The organism is Pseudomonas sp. SK2 (assembly GCF_016772395.1).
GTDB classification, from domain to species: Bacteria; Pseudomonadota; Gammaproteobacteria; order Pseudomonadales; family Pseudomonadaceae; genus Aquipseudomonas; species Aquipseudomonas taiwanensis.
In genome coordinates this window covers 2,562,889-2,581,944 of record NZ_CP061944.1, presented here as the reverse complement: position 1 = coordinate 2,581,944, position 19,056 = coordinate 2,562,889, and the positions used below count along the sequence as shown (strand labels likewise).

Below are 19,056 nucleotides of genomic sequence, written 5' to 3'. Positions count from 1 at the left end.
CTTCCGGCGGGTGCATGCTCAGGTGCTGAAGCGTTTCACCCTGCCAAATATGTGAGGTGCAGTACCCATGGACCGTCTGCTCGATTCGCTGTTTCCCACTGCCGATGACATCCCCGAAGCGTGGCGCCTGGGAGCGCCGCTGGAACAGCGCGAATACCTCGTCAATGGCGAGTTGAAGCGCTGGGACGGCCCCCTGGCCACCGTCCGCAGCCCGGTCTGGATCAAGGAAAGCGATACAGAGCGCCAAGTCATCCTCGGCAGTGCGCCGCTGCTCGATGCCGATACCGCACTCACCGCCCTCGATGCCGCGGTGCAGGCCTACGACAAGGGCCGCGGTGCCTGGCCGACGATGCGCGTAGCAGAGCGCATCCAGCACGTTGAAACCTTCCTGGCCCGCATGCTTGAGCAACGCCAGGCAGTGGTCAAGCTACTGATGTGGGAAATCGGCAAGAATCTCAAGGACTCGGAAAAAGAGTTCGACCGCACCTGCGACTACATCGTCGACACCATCAACGCCCTCAAGGACCTCGACCGCCGCTCCAGCCGTTTCGAGCTGGAACAGGGCACCCTTGGCCAGATCCGCCGAGCGCCGCTGGGCGTGGCACTGTGCATGGGGCCATACAACTACCCACTCAATGAAACCTTCACCACGTTGATCCCGGCACTGATCATGGGCAACACCGTGGTGTTCAAACCGGCCAAGTTCGGCGTTCTGTTGATTCGTCCGTTGCTCGAAGCCTTCCGCGACAGTTTCCCGCCAGGTGTCATCAACGTCATCTATGGCCGTGGCCGCGAGACCGTCAGTGCCCTGATGGCCAGTGGCGACATCGACGTGTTCGCCTTCATCGGCACCCACAAGGCGGCGAGTGACTTGAAGAAGCTTCACCCGCGCCCGCACCGCCTGCGTGCCGCCCTGGGCCTGGACGCCAAGAACCCCGGCATCGTGTTGCCCGAGGTTGACCTGGACAACGCGGTGGAAGAAGCCGTCACCGGCGCCCTGTCGTTCAATGGTCAGCGCTGCACGGCGCTGAAGATCCTGTTCGTGCACGAGGATGTGGTCGATGCCTTCCTCGACAAGTTCCAACGCAAGCTCGCTACCCTCAAGCCGGGCATGCCATGGGCGCCGGGCGTAGCGCTGACCCCGCTGCCCGAGCAGGGCAAGGTCGACTACCTCGACGGCCTGGTAGCCGATGCCATTGCCAAAGGCGCGCGGGTGCTCAACGAAGGGGGTGGGCAAAGCCGAGGCTCGTTCTTCTACCCCGCCCTGCTCTACCCGGTGGCACCGAGCATGCGTGTCTACCATGAGGAGCAGTTCGGCCCGCTGGTGCCGGTGGTGCCCTACCGCGACCTGCAGACGGTGGTCGACTATGTGCTCGACTCCGACTACGGCCAGCAACTGAGTCTATTCGGCAACGACCCGCAGACCATTGGCAACCTGGTCGACACCTTCGCCAACCAGGTAGGCCGCATCAACATCAATGCACAGTGCCAGCGAGGGCCTGACACGTATCCGTTCAATGGCCGCAAGAACAGCGCCGAGGGCACGTTGTCCGTACACGATGCCCTGAGGGTGTTCTCGATTCGGACCCTGGTGGCGACCAAGTTCCAGGAGGCCAACAAAGCATTGATCAGCGAGATCATCCGTAACCGTCAGTCGAGTTTCCTGACCACTGACTACATCTTCTGATGTCTTGCAACCGCCAGTTCAGGCTGGCGGTATAACGTTTATAGGAATTTGTTCTAACCACCCTGTCGATTTTTCAAGCGCGCAAACGACTCTATGCAGTAGGTAACGTTGGGAGGCTCGCTCGCCGGGTCTTCCGGCATCCACGTCAAAGGAGCGATGAAAAATGACAGTCAAACCCATCCCCGAAGGCCAGCACAGCATCACCCCCTATCTGGGTATCAAGGATGCGAGCAAGGCCATCGAGTTTTACAAGAAAGCCTTCGGCGCCATCGAGATGTTTCGCCTCGATGGCCCGGATGGCCGTGTCGGCCATGCCGAGCTGAAGATCGGCGACTCGTCGTTGATGCTCGCCGACCCTTGCGACATGGAAGGCAGCCTCAAGGCCAGCCAAACCATCAGTGCACCCGCCGTTGGCCTGCACCTGTACGTCGCGGACTGCGACAGCGTCTATGCCCAAGCAATCGCCGCTGGCGCCACCCAACTGCATCCGCTACAAGACCAGTTCTATGGCGACCGCAGCGGCACCTTGAAAGACCCGTTCGGCAACCTCTGGTTCATCTCAACCCACAAGGAAGACCTCAGCGTCGAGGAGATACGCGCACGCGCCGCGAAAATGTTCGGCGGCAACTGAGCGCCAGGCAGCTTGCCTCACGCTTGAAGTTGAAACCCGCGCGGCTTTGCTTGAAGCTTGGGGCTCGTAGCTTGGAGCTGCTCAATGCGAATCATCGACAAGACCGCCGCGCTGGTGCGCAGCCTCACGCCCGCTGAAGAGGAGCTGCTGGTCGGCTTCGCCAACGGCACACTCGCCGGCCCACGCCTACTGCAGGCTAACCAGTGGCTGATGAAAGTGCGCAGCGCCAACCAGTGGCTGGCATGCGACTGCCGCAAGGACGCCCTGCCCGTGCTCAATGTCACGCTAAACGGCAACACTGGCACGCTGTTTCTAAAGAACAACCCCGGCACTGCGGAACATGCTCCAGGCTGCCCATTCAGCAAGGATGAGCGCGAAGACAGTGAGGACGAGCAAGCGCCCAGTTCGCCGGTTGCCTGGCTTGCGCCTGATACACCACTGCGTCTGATCGGTGACTTCCAAAAGGCTGGCGACGGCGTTGAAACCAGCGAGCGACGCGAACAGCAGCGCTTGCTGTCGCTGCTGCTGACCTGGATGGAGACCAGCGGCCTCAATCTGTATGCCTCGCACCTGAAGAAGGACCTTACCGGGCAGTTCGCCGAGCTGCGTGGCGTGGCCAGTCGCTACCCATTGCTGGCGCGGGTGCCAGCCAGCAATTACCTGGAAACCCGCCTGGACATGAAGCACATGATGATGCTCAAGGCCAGGCTGCGCGAAGCGACGGTGTTCGGCAACCACCGCCGCCATGGGCTGATACTCGACTGCGTCGACCAGATCAAGGGGCGCAAGCTGTTCAACAACCGCAACGAGGACGGCTTCGACTTCCAGGGCCACCACCTGTACTGGGGCGGCAGCCGCGCATCCGGGCCGTTGCTGGCGTTGGCGCTCTACTCGCCGACCACGGCCGGCAGCCATTTCTATGAGCTGATTCACGTGGCCAGCGTGCCGGTGCTGTCGCGAGTTCACCTGTTCCCGGTGTACCGTGACGAAGAGCGCGAGCCGCTCAAGGCGCTGGTGTCGTTGATCGACTGGATGGCCAGCAAGGGCGTGAAGGTGCAGATGCGCAGACCGGTGATTGGTGGCCAGGTGATGGACGAGTTGGTGCTCACGTCGGACCAGGATCGCGTGTTGTCGGTATCGTTGCTGGAAAAGCCGCTGGGGCCAGAGCCTGAGACCGAACATTTCAAACGCTACGCCGACTTCAAGAGCTTGGAGACCTTCCGCAAGTATGTGGCGGGGTTCTTCATGCGGGAGCGCTGAAGTGCTTTTTTGGGGGGTGGATGCTTGGCGGCGCTGGTGAGATCGAGCGCCGCCCGCGCGGCGCATCGCGAGCAAGGCTCGCTCCTACGTTTGTTGCGGGCCAGTAACGTCAGTGACAGGCGCGCGCGTCCGCCTGGTTTGTACGACCCCATATTGCGCCGTGCTCTAAAGCGTTCGCGCGCATATCCCACAGATTCATTGGCCCGAAACCGACGTAGGAGCCTTGCTCGCGATGCGCCGCGCGGGCGGCGCTCGATCTACGCATCACCTCCTAACACAAGACCGCCACTTCACCGCCCCTACCTCCCCGGAATCACCCAAGAAACAACCGATACGCCGGGTTATCCGTCTCGTCCCAAAACCGATAGCCCATCTCGTCCAACGCCTGCGGCAAGCTGCCCTGCTCGTCGTCCGGCACTTCCAACGCCGCAAACACCCGGGCCTCGGCTGCTCCGTGGTTGCGGTAATGGAACAAACTGATGTTCCAGCGCTTGCCCAGACGCTCCAGGAAGCCCAGCAAGGCCCCCGGCCGCTCGGGGAACTCGAAGCGCAGCACCCGCTCATTGGCGCCTGGTGCCGCGTGGCCGCCGACAGTGTGACGAACGTGCAACTTGGCCAGTTCGTTGTCGGTCAGGTCGAGTACGTTGTAGCCCTGTTCGCGCAAATGGTTCAGCAGTTGCTCGCGCGGATCATGCAGCGGGTGCGTCTGAACGCCCACGAACAGCCGCGCTTCCTTGCCTGGATAATAGCGGTAGTTGAACTCGGTGATCTGCCGCTTGCCCAGCGCCTGGCAGAAGGCGCGGAAGCTGCCTGGCTGCTCAGGGATGGTCACGGCGATGATCGCCTCGCGCTGCTCGCCCAGTTCGGCGCGCTCGGCGACATGGCGCAGGCGGTCGAAATTGACGTTGGCGCCCGAGTCGATGGCAACCAGAGCCTTACCCTGCACGCCTTCACGGGCTACGTATTTCTTGATGCCCGCCACGGCCAGGGCGCCGGAAGGCTCGGTGATCGAACGGGTGTCGTCGTAGATGTCCTTGATCGCCGCGCACAGCTCGTCGCTGCTGACGGTGACCACCTCATCGACGAAGTGACGGCACAACTCGAAGCAATGCGCGCCGATCTGCGCCACCGCCACGCCGTCGGCGAAAGTACCGACCTGGGGCAGAATCACCCGTTCACCGGCGGCCATGGCAGCCTGCAGGCAATTGGAATCCTCCGGTTCGACACCGATGACCTTGACCTCGGGGCGCAGGTACTTCACGTATGCGGCAATGCCCGCCACCAGTCCGCCGCCGCCAACCGGCACGAAGATCGCGTGCAGCGCACCTGGGTGCTGGCGCAGGATCTCCATCGCAACGGTGCCCTGCCCGGAAATGACATCCGGGTCGTCGAACGGAGGCACGAAGGTCGCCCCCTCATCGTCCGCCAGCTTCAGGGCATGGGCCAACGCGTGGGGGAAGCTCTCGCCGTGCAACACCACATGGCCGCCACGGGAGCGCACACCTTCGACCTTCAGCGACGGGGTGGTAGTGGGCATGACGATGGTCGCTTTGATCCCCAGGTGCGCCGCCGCCAACGCGACACCCTGGGCGTGGTTGCCAGCCGATGCAGTGATCACCCCGCGCTCACGCTGCGCCGTGCTCAAGCGTGACAGGCGGGTGTAGGCACCGCGGATCTTGAACGAGAACGTCGGTTGCAGGTCTTCACGCTTGAGCAGCACCTGGTTGCCCAGGCTTGCCGACAACGCCGGAGCGACTTGCAAGGGAGTCTCGATCGCCAGGTCGTACACCGGCGCGGCGAGAATGCGCCGAACCTGTTCCGACAGCAGTTGCTGGGGGGTGACGAGGGGACGCGGGCTGACACTGAGGTTGGTCATCGATGACTCCTGGTTGTTTTCACGTTGCCCAGGAGTCAGAGAGAAAAAACCCGCCTCCAGGGCGGGTTCGGTGCACGTACGCGCTAGCCCGCCAAACTGATAATGGCGGTAATAATAATGGCGTTGGCGTGCGGGAATGTGTTCATGGGTAGGGAAGTTATCCCGCCGCTAAGCAGGAAGTCAACACTTTGCTTCTTGCGCCGAGACCGGCACATCGAACACTTTGTCGAAGCCCCACTGGAACACGAACGCGTACACGAAGAAGAACACGAACAGTGCCAGGTTGGTGAGCAACGCCGCCCACAAGCTGATGTCCATCCAGTACGCCACCAGTGGCAACAGTATCAACACCAGTCCGCCCTCGAAGCCCAGCGCATGCAGGAACCGCCGCCACAACGTGCGGGTGCGCTGGCGCTGACGCGCCTCCCAACGCTCGAAGGCCCAGTTGAAGCCCATGTTCCAGCTCATGGCGATGCCCGACATCAGCACTGAAAGCACCGTCGAATGGGCCATGCCTGCATCGAACATCAACGACAACGCCGGCGCCACGCACGCCACGGCGATGATTTCGTAAAGGATGGCCTGAACGACCTTGCGGGCCTTGCCTTGCATGTGGGGCTCCTGAGTCACGCGAAAGCGAACGGTACGCCGGTTGACGGGCATGTTCAACGTGCACATTCAGCGCGCCTGCCGGATTGGACAAGCTCTGGTTCCCCTGCTTGTATCTAAATCCTGCAAGCGCGACGCAATCGTACAACTTCGGACATGGAATCGGACGAGGAGCACGACGATGTCCAAAACCGTCATGATGGTATTCGGTACCCGCCCTGAAGCGATCAAAATGGCACCGTTGGCACGCGTACTGCGCGATTGCCCGGCGCTCGACCTGCACATCTGCTCCACCGGCCAGCACCGGGAAATGCTTGAACAGGTGCTCACCGCCTTCGGTCTGACCGTCGACCAGGACCTCAAGGTCATGACCCAGAACCAGACCCTCAACGGGCTGGCACGCGATCTGCTCGACAAGATCGACAAAGCCTACGAGCAGGTACAACCCAAGATCGTGCTGGTCCATGGCGACACCACCACCAGTTTCATCGCCGCCCTGGCAGCGTTCCACCGGCACATCCCCATCGGTCATGTCGAAGCCGGGCTGCGCACCGGCAACCTCCAGCAACCCTGGCCGGAGGAAGCCAACCGACGTTTGACCGGGGTGATCGCCGACCTGCATTTCGCACCCACCACCAAGGCTCGTGACAACCTGCTGCACGAGGGTGTGCCGTTGGAGCACATCGAGGTGACCGGCAACACGGTCATCGACGCCCTGCTCTGGATGCGCGAACACCTGACGCGCAGCCACTGGCGCCCTGCTGCCGACTCGCCGCTCGGCAAGTTGCGCGACGATCAGCGCATGGTCCTTGTCACCGGCCACCGCCGTGAAAACTTCGGCGCGGGCTTCGAGCGTATTTGCCTGGCCCTGGCCGAACTGGCGCTGCGTTACCCGGACGTGCAATTCGTCTACCCGGTGCACCTCAACCCACAGGTGCAAAAAGCCGTGTATGGCGTGCTGTCGGGCCGCGAGAACGTTCACCTGGTCGCCCCCCAGGACTACCAGCACTTCGTCTGGCTGATGAACCGTGCCTACCTGATCCTCACCGACTCCGGGGGCGTGCAGGAAGAGGCGCCCGCGCTGGGCAAGCCGGTGCTGGTGCTGCGCAAGGTGACCGAGCGACCCTCGGTGCTCGAAGGCGGCACGGTCAAGCTGGTCGGTACCCTGACCGAACGCATCGTCAAGGAGACCAGCCAACTGCTCGACGACCCCGAGGCGTACAGCAAGATGGCCAGGGTCTTCACCCCCTTTGGTGATGGTCACGCCAGCGAGAAGATCGCCGATCGCCTGAGCGACTGGCTGGACGCCACCGCCGTTAAACGAGATGACGCATGAGCCTGGCTTTCATCGACTTCCTCACTTATGTGCTGTTCGGCCTGAAAATCCTCGCCATCATCCTGGCGACACTGATGTTTCTGCTGGGCCTGGACGACTTGTTCATCGACCTCTGCTATTGGTGCCGAAAACTGATCCGCCGCTTCCGGATCTATGACAAATACGAAAAAGCCGACGAAAAACGCCTGTACGAAGTGCCGGAAAAACCGCTGGCGATCATGGTCCCGGCCTGGAACGAAGTCGGTGTGGTGGGTGAAATGGCCCGCCTGGCCGCCTCGACCATCGACTACGAGAACTACCAGATCTTCGTCGGCACCTACCCCAACGACCCGCAGACCCAGGCCGATGTCGATGCCGTTTGCCTGCACTATCCCAACGTCCACAAGGTGGTCTGTGCCCGCCCCGGCCCGACCAGCAAGGCTGACTGCCTGAACAACATCATCGACGCCATCCTCAGGTTCCAGGACGATGCACGCATCGAGTTCGCCGGCTTCATCCTGCATGATGCCGAGGACGTGATCTCGCCCATGGAACTGCGCCTGTTCAACTACCTGCTGCCGAACAAGGACATGATCCAGATCCCGGTGTACCCCTACGCACCGGAGTGGAAAGGCTTCACCGCCGGGCACTATGTGGACGAGTTCGCCGAGAACCATGGCAAGGATGTGATCGTGCGCGAGGCACTGACCGGCCAGGTGCCCAGTGCCGGGGTCGGGACCTGTTTCAGCCGCCGGGCCATCAGCGCCCTGCTCGAAGACGGTGACGGCATCGCCTTCGACGTGCAGAGCCTCACCGAAGACTACGACATCGGCTTTCGCCTGAAGCAAAAGGGCATGAAGTGCATCTTCGCCCGCTACTCGATCACCGACCCGGCGCTTGCGCTCAAACACGACTGGCGCGTGGGCATGAGCCGCGAGTTTTCCCAGGTCATCTGCGTGCGCGAGCACTTTCCTCGTGACTGGCAGCATGCCATCCGCCAGAAATCTCGGTGGATCGTCGGTATCGTGTTCCAGGGCACCAGCAACCTGGGCTGGAGCCGCAAGGGCGCGCTTAACTACTTCCTCTGGCGCGACCGCCGCGGGCTGTTCGCCTACCTGCTCAGCTTCCTGGTCAACTTACTGTTCCTGGTGCTGCTGGCGATGTGGCTGGTGACGGTGATCGCCCCCGATTCCTGGCGTTTCATGTCGATTCTGGGAGACAGCTGGCTGCTCTCGACACTGCTCTGGCTCAACGGGTTCATGCTGCTCAACCGCTTGTTCCAGCGTGGCTGGTTCGTCACCCGTTACTACGGCATCGGCGAGGGGCTGCTGTCAGCGCCCCGGATGATGTGGAGCAACTTCGTCAACTTCTTTGCCAACCTGCGCGCCTTGCGCCAGGTCATGGAAATGGGTGACTCGCGGCGCGTCGCCTGGGACAAGACCACCCATGAGTTCCCCGCCCTCACCTCGCCGGCACGTACTCCATTGGGTCAGCGCCTGGTAGCCAAAGGGCTGATCAGCGAGGAACAACTGCAACAAGCCATCACCAGCCCGGTACGTCGCCGCCTTGGCCGCGAGCTGCTGCTGCGCGGCTGGATCAACAGCGAACAACTGGTCGAAGCCCTGGCCGAGCAGCTGGACCTGCCCTGGGCACCGCTGAACCCGTTCAAGCTCGATCGGCAACTGATCGCCAAGCTGCCCCGCAAGCTGGCAACGCACTATGGTGTCCTGCCAGTAGCCGAAGACGGCGACACCCTGATCCTGGCCAGCGAAAGCCCGGTCAGCCAGGTATCGCTCGGCGTCATCAGTCGCCAACTCAAGCGTCCAGTCAAATGCCGCCTGGCCCCACAGGGCCGGGTTACCTTGGGCCTTCGCTATCACTACCCAAGCCGCTGGCAAGAGCCCGAGGTCCACGAGATGCTGCAGGTGCTGGAGCGCCACCAGGACGATACCGACCTGCTAGAGCGGGTCAGTCAGCATCAGGTGATGCTGGGCACACTACTGCAGGTGCGTGGCATGGTCCCGGTCACCCTGTTCAACCAGGCGTTGATCGACTTCGACCCACAGATGCAAAGCCTCGGCGAGCACTTGATCGCCCGCGGCATCATCACCGAGGAGGTGCTGCAACAGGCCCTTGCCGAACAGGCCAGCGAACAGCAGGCCGCCTTTGACCTGACGCGGGAGGTGGTATGAAGCCGCGCGTTACCCTCTCTATCGGCCTGTTGCTGTGCACCACCGCCGTGCCCGTCCTGGCCGCGCCCATGACCGAGTTCCAGCGTTTTACCAGCTACCCCTTCATGGAGCGCAGCTACCGCGAAGCGAAGAAGGACAATTGGGTCGAAGTGGAACGCCTGACCCGGCATGTGCTCAAGCGTGTACCCAACAATGACGAGGCTCGCGCCCTGCTGGTGGAGGCCTTGGCCCACCAGCGCCGCTACAAGGAAGCCGAATCCCTTGCCCAGACGCTGAGCGACAGCCCCGAGTTCGCCGACGCTGTGATGGAGCTTCGCCTGACCTGGATCGAGCAAGACCCGCCACCGGCGAGCCAGGTAGAACGTTGGCTGGCCACCACCGACGGCAATCAACGCGTGCGTTTGTGGCAGGCCTACAGCTTGAGCCTGGCCAAGTTCGGCGGTGCGGCCCGGGCATTGGACTGGCTGAACCAACTGCCGCCAAGAGAGGACGGCCAGGTCATGCGCCTGGTGCGCGCCAACTTCGCCGAGCAGCTGCGCAACTGGAAAGAGACCATCGAACAACTGGAGCCGCTGGCCGAACAAGGCAAACTGCCGGCCAAGGACTGGCAACGGCTGGCCAATGCCTACGTGCAGCAACTGGATGAAAAAGGCCTGACGCGGTTGCTGGATAGCGCCCCATCGCCGCAAGCCGCCAATCAGGCCCGCCTGGCCATGGCCAACCGGGCCATTGCCGTGGGCCATAACGAACAGGCTCAACGTTGGCTGCAGAGCTTGCCCACCGAACAACTGCAACAACCACAGCAGCGCCAACAATTGTGGGAACTGGCACGTGGTGGCGACGATGCCGCGCTGGTTCGGCGCTTGAGCAACGAACTGCAACGCCCCTGCCTGGATACGGTCGACTGGCTGTCGCGCCGCGACCCGGACCTTGCCCGTGAACAGTTCAAGGACTGCACCCCGAGCACCGACGCCCGCGCCTACGCCGTGCTCAAGCAGCGCCTGTATGGCGACCCTCCTCAACCGCCGCAGCCACGCACCGCTGGCGAATGGGAAAGTCGCTACCGGCAAAGCGGCGATCTTGCCGCGCTCGAACAAGTCACTTTCTTGCTGATGGAGCAAGGCCAGCATTCACGCGCCCGCCAACTGATCGAGCAGGCCTTCGACCGCCGCCAAGGCCGACTGACACCTTCCCTGCTGCAGCGCCTGGGCAACCTCTATGCACGCAGCGACGCCCCGCTCGATACCCGGCGCGTACTTGCCCTGGTCCCGAGGGTCGACAGCCATACCCGCGCTCAACTGCTGAGTAGATTGGCCGAAGCCGGCCAGTGCGATGCAGTGCGCCAAGCCATTCCCGCCAACCCTAGCGAAGCAGGCCAGTACCGCGCGCTGGGGCGCTGTGCCATGCCTGACCAACCTGGCGAAGCCGTGGTCTACTACCAGGCCGCCGAACGCCTGGATCCCGGCTCCAGCCGCCTGCCGCTGGCCTATGCCCTGGAAGCCGCTGGCGACTCCGAGTCTGCCTTGCCGATCTGGCGCAGCCTGCCAAGCGATGCCTGGAGCGACAACGCCCGCCTCACCGCCGCGCAAGGTGCGCTCAACGCCGGAGATGCCGAGACCGCCCGACGCTACTGGGACGCCGCCGCCCACACCAGCGCCGACGACTGGGCCCTGGGCGCCGCCATCGCCCAGCGACAGGGCGACCTCCAGACAGCCCTGGACTTCCAGCGTCAGGCACTGGCGCACAGCCCACGGGCCGACCACTACTATGCGGCCTCCAATACCGCGCAACGCGCCGGTGACACCGCGCAGAGCACGGCATGGCTTGCCGAAGCCGTGCGCCTGGATCCTGCCCAACCTCGCTACCGGGCCGACTATGGCATGCGCTTGGCCAGCGCCAGCGACAAGGCTCAACGGCGTCAGTCCATCCCCTACCTGGAGCAGGCGACCCGCGATTTTCCCGAGGACTACCGCCTTGGCGAAACCCTGGCGCTACGCTATGACGAGGTGGAGGACAGTGCCTCCGCGCGGCGCGAGCTGCGCCGCGTCATCGACGTGGAGCAGAATCTGGTCGACGGCGATGATGCGTACGGTAGCCTTGAAGCGCGCATGTACCGCCAGCGCCGCGCCCATGAAACCCTGTCACGGCGCGACACCATCACCCTGGCCAGCACCTGGTCGCCAGCCGGTACCTCGACCAACGACCGCTTCCTGGACAACGGCGTACGTAGCGGCACCTCGCGCAAGGCCCAGTCGCAGAACGTGCAACTGGCCATGTGGGACCACGCGCTAGGTGAAGAACCCAGCCGCAATGGCAGTACGTTGTCGGTCTATGGTCGAGTGCTGTTCGGTGGCCAGAGTCGCAATGAGTATGCCCAGAGCATGGGCACCGGCATCGGCCTGCGCTACAAACCCTTTGGCCGGGCCAACCTCAACCTCTATGCCGAGCTGTACCATCAGCGCCAGATCGATGACGACCACTACCGCGGCCTGAGCCTGGGCGAGCTGCTCAGCCCCAGCAAGGTCGGCAGCAACTGGGGCGACTTGCGCAGCCACGCCGAATCCAGTAACGACCTGTTGTTGCGCGCTACAGCCTCGTTCCTCGACCAAGGCGACTGGCGCAACGATTGGCGGGTGGACGAGGACGACTGGAACGAGCGCTTCCTTTACCTCGATGCCGCCTGGTGGACCCGCGCGGGCGACCATGCCTGGTTATCACGTTTTCAGCAGGGCCACGCCTGGAAACTGCCGGGTACGTCCCCGCAGACGATCATGCCCTACGGCTTCCTTGAGTTTTCCAGCCAGGACCCAAGCAACGACTGGCGTCAGGACTTGCGTACCGGCGTCGGCGTGCGCTGGCAGTGGTGGTTCGACGACGACCGCTACAACGCTTACCGCGGCTCGCTGAAGGTGCGCGCCGAGTACCAGCAGTCGTTGGGCGGCAACCTGTACGAGCGCGCCAACGGCGTGCTGCTTGGTGCGGAGATGACTTTCTGATGCGAACGATCCTGGCAGTCTGCCTGCTCGCACTGTGCCTGCCCGTGGCGGCCGACCAGCGCCTGTTCTACCAACCGCTGGACCGCGATGCCGCTGTGTCCCCTGAGCAATGGCGGCAGCTGTGGCACGCCACCGTTGCGCAAGGCGGCAAGACACTGATCGTGCAATGGAGCGCCTACGGCACCAGCGAGTTTGGCGGCGCCCAGGGCTGGCTGGCTGGCAGCCTGCGCGAAGCCCATGCCCAAGGTCTGGAACTGGTACTTGGCCTGTACATGGACCCGGCCTACTACCAGCGTCTGGACGCGCTCGATGGCGAGGGGCTGGGCAGCTACTGGAAAGCGCAGCTAGGTCGCTCGCTGAGTCAATACAACACCCTTCGCCAGCACTGGGACCTGCCGGTGGCGGGCTGGTACCTGCCCATGGAACTCGATGACCACCACTTTCGTGATGCCGCCCGGCGCGAGGCGCTGTACAGCCAGCTGCAAGCATTCAATCGCAAGCTAGACAAGCCGCTGCACATCAGCGCCTTCAGCGCCGGCACGCTTGCACCAAGGGTCAACGCCGCGTGGCTGGATCAACTGGCCGGGCTAGGCTTGAAGGTCTGGTGGCAGGATGGCGCTGGCACCGCACGGTTGCCTGCACTGGTGCGCCAGGGCTATGAACAGGCGCTGCCGTGCCGGGTGGGCGTGGTGCGTGAAGCGTTCCGTCAGGTCAGCGCTGCGGGACAGACGTTCCGCGCCGAGCCGATGCAGCCTGGGCTGACCGCCGGTTGCCATGCCGAAGCGGTGTTCGCGTTGCGTTACCGACCTTGGGCACGGGGTGTCTTGCCACAGAATTGAGTCGTTGGCTGCGGCCTTATCGCCGACGATAAGCCGGTGCTGACCAGAGCAGTCCTCAAAGGATTAGTTGATGCTGAGAACCATCGAAGAACATGTGCGCAAACAGGTCGCGCCCGCCGCCATACGCGCCGAATTCCGCCAACACGAATACGAGGCCATGCGCCGCTTCTGCCAGCTGATCTTCTGCGTCAGCATTGCCATCTGGCTGATCTTCGACCTGATTGTCAGCTACCTGGGCAATCAGGACTTCACCTGGCTATCCGGGTTGTTCCTCGCCGTGATGGGCAGCCTGACCGTGATCCTTGGCTTCACCCGTAAAAGCCACCACTTCGATGTGCTCAACCTGCTGTTCATCGCAGTCATCACCCTTGGCATGCGCCTGGTCATCGATGGCATCCCGATCGCCCTGCGCCCGGTATGGCTGGTACTGGGTACATCCACCGTGCTGTACAGCGCCTCGGTACTGCCGGTACGGCGCTGGTCATTCTTCTGCGCCATGGCGATCACCTGGGCGATGCTCAACCCCTTCTATGGCACCAACATCGACCTCGACGACCTGGAAGCCGCGATGCTGCTGAGCTATGCGGTGTTTCTCAGTGGCCTGGTGATCTACAGCTACCTGCGCATCCGCCAGGCCAAGCTGCACAACTTCTACATGTCCAAAGTGCTGCTCGACCAGGCTTACATCGATGTGCTCACCGACATCCCAAACCGCCGCTCGTTCATGGCCAAGGCGCAACGGCAACTGCAATCGGCCAAGCCCGGCCAGTACCTGGCGATGATCGACATCGACAACTTCAAGAAGGTGAACGATCTGTACGGCCATGACATCGGCGACGAGGTACTCAAGCGCGTGGCCACCCATATCAAGAGCTCAATGGGTCCCTTCGAGTACGCCAGGCTCGGCGGCGAAGAGTTCGCCATTTTCTTCCAGGGCCTGGACCAACATGGCGCCGAGCAGCAGGTCGACAAGCTCTGCCAGAGGGTGCGAGAAGATCTCGGCGCGCACCCGGTCACCATCAGCATAGGGCTCGCCCAAGTGATGGACGGCGACACCTTGACCAGGGCCCTGATCAAAGCGGACCAGGCGTTGTACGAAGCCAAGCACACCGGCAAGGACCGCTTCGTGTTATGGACCGAGCGGCTGTCGGGGCCGGTGTGAGGTTCAAACCATGGCGCGGTAGTCAGGCCCCGTCCTGGTCGCGTAGGAAATCCAACATGCGCTGCGCGTCGCTGACGTCCAGCTTGCCCGGTGCATCAACCTCGATGCGTCGAACCACCAGGTTATCGGCCAGCAAGGCATAGCGCTGCGAACGGCGGCCCATTCCCCGGGCCGAGCTGTCCTGGGCGAGCCCCAAGGCATCGGTGAAGGCGCAGTTGCCGTCCGCGATCATGGCCACCTCGCCTTGCACCGGGAAGGTCTTGCCCCAGGCGTTCATCACGAAGGCATCGTTCACCGCCACACAGAGGATTTCGTCCACGCCCTGGGCAAACAGCTCCGGGGCTGCCGCCAGATATCCGGGCACATGGCGCTGCGAACAGGTTGGAGTGAACGCACCAGGCAAGCCGAAGATCACCACCCGTTTGCCTGCGCAGCGCGCGTGCAGCGAAAACGCCTGCGGGCCTATCGGACAGGCATTGTGCCCCTCGCTGTACTCATGGAGGGTCGCTTCAGGCAGCAGATCACCGGTTTTGATCATGGGGGGCTCCAAAGGCTGAACATGTGGAATGCTTCGCGTCGGGCGTAGTGTCGCAAGCATCCGCCCAGGGTGCCAGCATAACGCCTCCCACCTGCGCTAGCCTCGCAAGGTCGCACCACCCTGTAGTCGGCGTTCAATCTGAGGCACGCTCAAACACCACGCCATGCGCACCATTGCGGAGCAGTCACGCGCACCAACCGATTGCAAGTACGCCATTCGCACCCTCCCCGCCAGCGCTCGATCCCCTCTACATCCGCCCTTGCGCCACAACCTGACCAGTTGGCCATGTTTTTGCTTTACCCAGCAGACCTGCCACCGCACACCAACAGCGAGTTGCCCATGCCCACCGCCACTGCACCTTTGCGTCTCGAGTTGCGCGCTATCACCAAGCGCTACCCCGGCACGCTGGCCAACGACCGTGTCGACCTCACCATCAAGCCAGGCGAAATCCATGCCTTGCTGGGTGAAAACGGCGCGGGCAAAAGCACCTTGATGAAGATCATCTACGGCGTCACCGCGCCAGACAGCGGCGAAGTCCTGTGGCAAGGCCAGCCCGTACGGGTGCGCGATCCGGCGCAAGCCCGCGCACTGGGCATTGGCATGGTGTTCCAGCATTTCTCGTTGTTCGAAACCCTGAGCGTGGCCGAGAACATCGCCCTGGCCCTCGGTCGTGAAGCCGGTACGCCGAAGCAGTTGGAGCCGCGCATTCGCGAGGTGTCACAGCGCTACGGCATGGGTCTGGCGCCGGAGCGTCTGGTGCATAGCCTGTCGATTGGCGAGCGTCAGCGGGTGGAAATCGTGCGTTGCCTGATGCAGGACATTCGCCTGTTGATTCTCGACGAGCCCACCTCGGTGCTCACGCCCCAAGAGGTCGATGAGCTGTTCATCACCCTGCGCGCCCTGGCGGCCGAAGGGTGCAGCATTCTGTTCATCAGCCACAAACTGAATGAAGTCCGCGCACTCTGCGACACCGCGACGGTCTTGCGCGGTGGGCGAGTTGCCGGGGCCTGTGTGCCACGCCAGTGCAGCGACTTGCAACTGGCGCGGTTGATGGTCGGCGATGCCGAAGGCCTGGAAGCCAGCTACCCAAAAGTGGATGGCGGACCTGTCCGTTTGCGCGTGGACGACCTCAGTTGGCGCAACGCCGATCCGTTCGGCACCTCGCTAAGCCAAGTGCGGCTGGAAGTGCGTAGCGGTGAAATCGTCGGCATCGCGGGGGTCGCCGGCAACGGGCAGGATGAACTGCTGGCGCTGTTGTCCGGCGAAGCCCGTCTGCCGCGCAGCGAACGCGAACGCCTCACCCTCGACCAACAGCCAATGGCTCACCTGCATCCGGACGAACGTCGCCGCCTGGGCATGGCCATTGTCCCAGCCGAGCGCCTGGGCCACGGCGCGGTGCCTGACATGAGCCTTGCCGACAACGCCTTGCTGTCCTCCTTCCACCAAGAGCTGGTAGAGCACGGCATGGTCCGCCGCAACCGCGTGCAGGCCTTGGCCCAGCGCATCGTCCAGCGCTTCGGGGTCAAGACCCCGGACATCCATACCCCTGCACGCAGCCTGTCCGGCGGCAACCTGCAGAAGTTCATCCTCGGCCGTGAAGTGCTGCAGCAACCCAAGCTACTGGTCGCGGCACACCCTACCTGGGGCGTGGACGTCGGCGCGGCGGCCACCATTCACCGCGAGCTGATCGCCCTGCGCGATGCCGGTGCGTCGATTCTGGTGATCTCCGAAGACCTCGACGAGCTGTTCCAGATCAGCGACCGTCTCGGTGCCTTGTGCGGTGGCCGCCTGTCGCCGCTCAAGGCTACCGCGCAGACCACCCTGACCGAAGTCGGCCGCTGGATGGCCGGACAATTCGATAACCCAGCTGCAGCCTGAAGAGAAACCCATGCTATTGACCCTCGAACCTCGTCTGCAGCAATCGCGTCGCCACCTGCTGCTCTCACCGCTGCTGGCCGGCCTGCTGACACTGCTCAGCGGCGCCCTGTTGTTCGCCGCTCTCGGCCACGACCCACTGGCGGCCTTCCACACCTTGCTCATCGAACCGGTGCAGGACCTGTATGGCTTGAGCGAGCTGCTGATCAAGGCCATCCCCATCCTGTTGTGCGCCCTGGGCCTGTCGGTGGCCTATCAGGCGCGCATCTGGAACATCGGCGCCGAAGGCCAGCTACTGATCGGCGCCCTGGCCGGCAGTGCACTGGCAGTGAACATCATCGACTGGACCTCGCCGTGGGCATTGGCGCTGGTGATCACGACCGGCGTGCTGGCTGGGGCAGCCTGGGCCGCAATCGCTGCATGGCTGCGTACGCACTTCAACGCCAACGAGATCCTCACCACCATCATGCTGAACTACATAGCCTTGAACCTGCTGTTGTACTTCGTGCACGGCCCACTGAAGGACCCCGATGGCTACAGCTTCCCGCAGTCGGCCATGTTCGGCGAGGCCAGTCGGCTGCCGACGCTGTTCGAGGATGTGCGCCTGCACGCCGGGGTCTACCTGGTACTGCTGGCCGCCGTCGCGGTGTGGGTGCTGCTATCACGCAGTTTCATGGGCTTTCAGGTACGGGTTCTGGGGCTGGACAGCCGGGCCGCCGGGCTGATGGGCTTTCGCGAAAAGCGCCTGGTCTGGCTGGCCCTGCTGATCAGCGGCGCGCTCGCAGGCCTGGCCGGGGTCTGCGAGGTGACCGGCCCCATCGGCCAACTGGTACCGCAAGTTTCGCCAGGCTATGGCTACGCGGCAATCACCGTGGCCTTCCTTGGCCGCCTCAACCCGCTGGGCATCGTGATCGCGGGCCTGCTCATGGCCCTTCTCTACCTTGGCGGCGAAAACGCCCAGATGGCCCTGAACCTGCCGCAATCGCTGACCGAGCTGTTCCAGGGAATGATGCTGTTCTTCCTGCTGGCCTGCGACCTGCTGATTCTCTACCGCGTGCGCCTGGGCCGCTGGCTGCGGCCGGTAGCCTCGAACAACACCGCGCAAGCCACCGCCTGATCGGAGTGACCATGGATCTCGACCTTGTCAGTAACATCCTTTATGCCATGGTGCGCTGCGGCACCCCGCTGCTGCTGGTAGCCCTTGGCGAGCTGGTGTGCGAGAAAGCCGGCGTACTCAACCTCGGACAGGAGGGTATGATGCTGTTCGGCGCGGTGATCGGCTTCATCGTCGCCTTTTCCACCGGCAGCCTGTGGCTGGGCGTACTGCTGGCCTGCCTGGCCGGTATGCTGTTGGCCGCGCTGTTCGCGCTGGTGGCCCTGGGCTGCCAGGCCAACCAGGTAGCCACCGGCCTTGCATTGACCATCTTCGGCATTGGCCTTTCCGCGTTCGTCGGTTCGGCTTGGGTCGGCAAGCCGCTGACGGGCTTCGAGCCGGTGGCCATCCCTGTGCTCAGCGCTATCCCCCTGATTGGTCACATGGTGTTCAATCAGGATGTGCTGGTGTACCTGTCGTTCACGCTGTTCGGGGTTATCGCCTGGGTGCTGCTCAACACCCGACTGGGCCTGATTCTGCAAGCTGTCGGCGAGAACCCGAACGCCGCCAGTGCCATGGGCTTGCCGGTGTTGCGGGTGCGCACCCTGGCGGTGCTGTTCGGCGGTGCCATGGCCGGCATGGCCGGTGCCTACCTGTCGCTGGCCTACACGCCCATGTGGGCAGAGAACATGAGTGCCGGCCGCGGCTGGATCGCCCTGGCCCTGGTGGTATTCGCCAGCTGGCGGGTCTGGCGAGTGCTGCTTGGGGCGTACCTGTTCGGCCTGGCCAGCATCCTTCATCTGGTGGCCCAAGGCGTCGGCATCAGTGTGCCTTCGAACCTGCTGGCGATGCTGCCTTATGTGGCGACCATCGTGGTGCTGGTGCTGCTGTCGCGTGATGCACGACGTACCCGACTGTACGCGCCAGTGTCGCTCGGCCAGCCCTGGCGTGCGGGGCACTGAGCGCACCCGTTTCAGGCGGCG

Annotated in this window: 14 protein-coding genes; 11 read left to right on the top strand and 3 right to left on the bottom strand. The window is 63.3% G+C overall.

The genetic code is table 11. The features are described 5' to 3' along the window. Positions 1-67 precede the first annotated feature (67 nt). The 3 genes from IF103_RS11490 (at position 68) to IF103_RS11480 (ending at position 3,578) form a co-directional block, all read left to right on the top strand. A complete protein-coding gene (locus tag IF103_RS11490) occupies positions 68-1,687 on the top strand; it encodes an NADP-dependent glyceraldehyde-3-phosphate dehydrogenase (protein ID WP_104881811.1) in 1,620 nt (539 codons plus the stop codon). A gap of 163 nt (positions 1,688-1,850) precedes the next feature. Then, complete coding sequence (locus tag IF103_RS11485) at positions 1,851-2,318, top strand: VOC family protein (protein WP_023380455.1); 468 nt, start codon at positions 1,851-1,853, stop codon at positions 2,316-2,318. A gap of 84 nt (positions 2,319-2,402) precedes the next feature. Next, entirely contained in the window at positions 2,403-3,578 is a 1,176-nt protein-coding gene (locus IF103_RS11480) for a DUF8534 domain-containing protein (protein ID WP_027907585.1), read from the top strand. 313 nt (positions 3,579-3,891) lie between these two features. Here the strand turns inward: IF103_RS11480 and ilvA are convergent, their stop codons facing one another. Both ilvA and IF103_RS11470 read right to left on the bottom strand, forming a co-directional pair. Continuing rightward, a complete protein-coding gene (gene ilvA, locus IF103_RS11475) occupies positions 3,892-5,454 on the bottom strand; it encodes a threonine ammonia-lyase, biosynthetic (protein ID WP_202676127.1) in 1,563 nt (520 codons plus the stop codon). Between the two features lie 180 nt (positions 5,455-5,634). After that, entirely contained in the window at positions 5,635-6,066 is a 432-nt protein-coding gene (locus IF103_RS11470; protein ID WP_023380452.1) for a PACE efflux transporter, read from the bottom strand. Positions 6,067-6,244: 178 nt separating this feature from the next. Between IF103_RS11470 and wecB the strand changes: the two genes are divergently transcribed. The 5 genes from wecB (at position 6,245) to IF103_RS11445 (ending at position 14,567) form a co-directional block, all read left to right on the top strand. Beyond that, positions 6,245-7,399: a non-hydrolyzing UDP-N-acetylglucosamine 2-epimerase gene (wecB, locus tag IF103_RS11465; protein WP_023380451.1), complete on the top strand. Its 1,155-nt coding sequence runs from the start codon at positions 6,245-6,247 to the stop codon at positions 7,397-7,399. Beyond that, positions 7,396-9,570, top strand: a complete 2,175-nt coding sequence (gene nfrB, locus IF103_RS11460; protein ID WP_104883969.1) for a cyclic di-3',5'-guanylate-activated glycosyltransferase NfrB — start codon at positions 7,396-7,398, stop codon at positions 9,568-9,570. Before wecB ends, nfrB begins: the two co-directional genes overlap by 4 nt. Continuing rightward, positions 9,567-12,566 (top strand): phage receptor, encoded by a 3,000-nt coding sequence (locus IF103_RS11455; RefSeq protein WP_104883970.1) that lies wholly within the window; start codon positions 9,567-9,569, stop codon positions 12,564-12,566. Before nfrB ends, IF103_RS11455 begins: the two co-directional genes overlap by 4 nt. Then, positions 12,566-13,405: a DUF4434 family protein gene (locus IF103_RS11450; protein WP_023380448.1), complete on the top strand. Its 840-nt coding sequence runs from the start codon at positions 12,566-12,568 to the stop codon at positions 13,403-13,405. Before IF103_RS11455 ends, IF103_RS11450 begins: the two co-directional genes overlap by 1 nt. Positions 13,406-13,475: 70 nt before the next feature. Next, the gene (locus IF103_RS11445) at positions 13,476-14,567 is read left to right on the top strand and encodes a GGDEF domain-containing protein (protein WP_186599128.1); all 1,092 of its coding nucleotides are present in this window, start codon (positions 13,476-13,478) and stop codon (positions 14,565-14,567) included. A gap of 22 nt (positions 14,568-14,589) precedes the next feature. Here IF103_RS11445 and IF103_RS11440 read toward each other — a convergent pair whose 3' ends face one another. Further along, complete coding sequence (locus IF103_RS11440) at positions 14,590-15,105, bottom strand: peroxiredoxin (protein ID WP_104883971.1); 516 nt, start codon at positions 15,103-15,105, stop codon at positions 14,590-14,592. Positions 15,106-15,444: 339 nt separating this feature from the next. Between IF103_RS11440 and IF103_RS11435 the strand changes: the two genes are divergently transcribed. Genes IF103_RS11435 through IF103_RS11425 form a run of 3 tightly spaced genes read left to right on the top strand, consistent with a single transcriptional unit; the run spans position 15,445 to position 19,035 of the window. After that, positions 15,445-16,983: an ABC transporter ATP-binding protein gene (locus IF103_RS11435; RefSeq protein WP_104882364.1), complete on the top strand. Its 1,539-nt coding sequence runs from the start codon at positions 15,445-15,447 to the stop codon at positions 16,981-16,983. Between the two features lie 10 nt (positions 16,984-16,993). After that, positions 16,994-18,097 carry an ABC transporter permease gene (locus tag IF103_RS11430; RefSeq protein WP_023380444.1) on the top strand — a complete coding sequence of 368 codons (1,104 nt, stop codon included), beginning with the start codon at positions 16,994-16,996 and terminating at the stop codon, positions 18,095-18,097. A gap of 11 nt (positions 18,098-18,108) precedes the next feature. Then, a complete protein-coding gene (locus tag IF103_RS11425) occupies positions 18,109-19,035 on the top strand; it encodes an ABC transporter permease (protein WP_027907590.1) in 927 nt (308 codons plus the stop codon). Positions 19,036-19,056 lie beyond the last annotated feature (21 nt).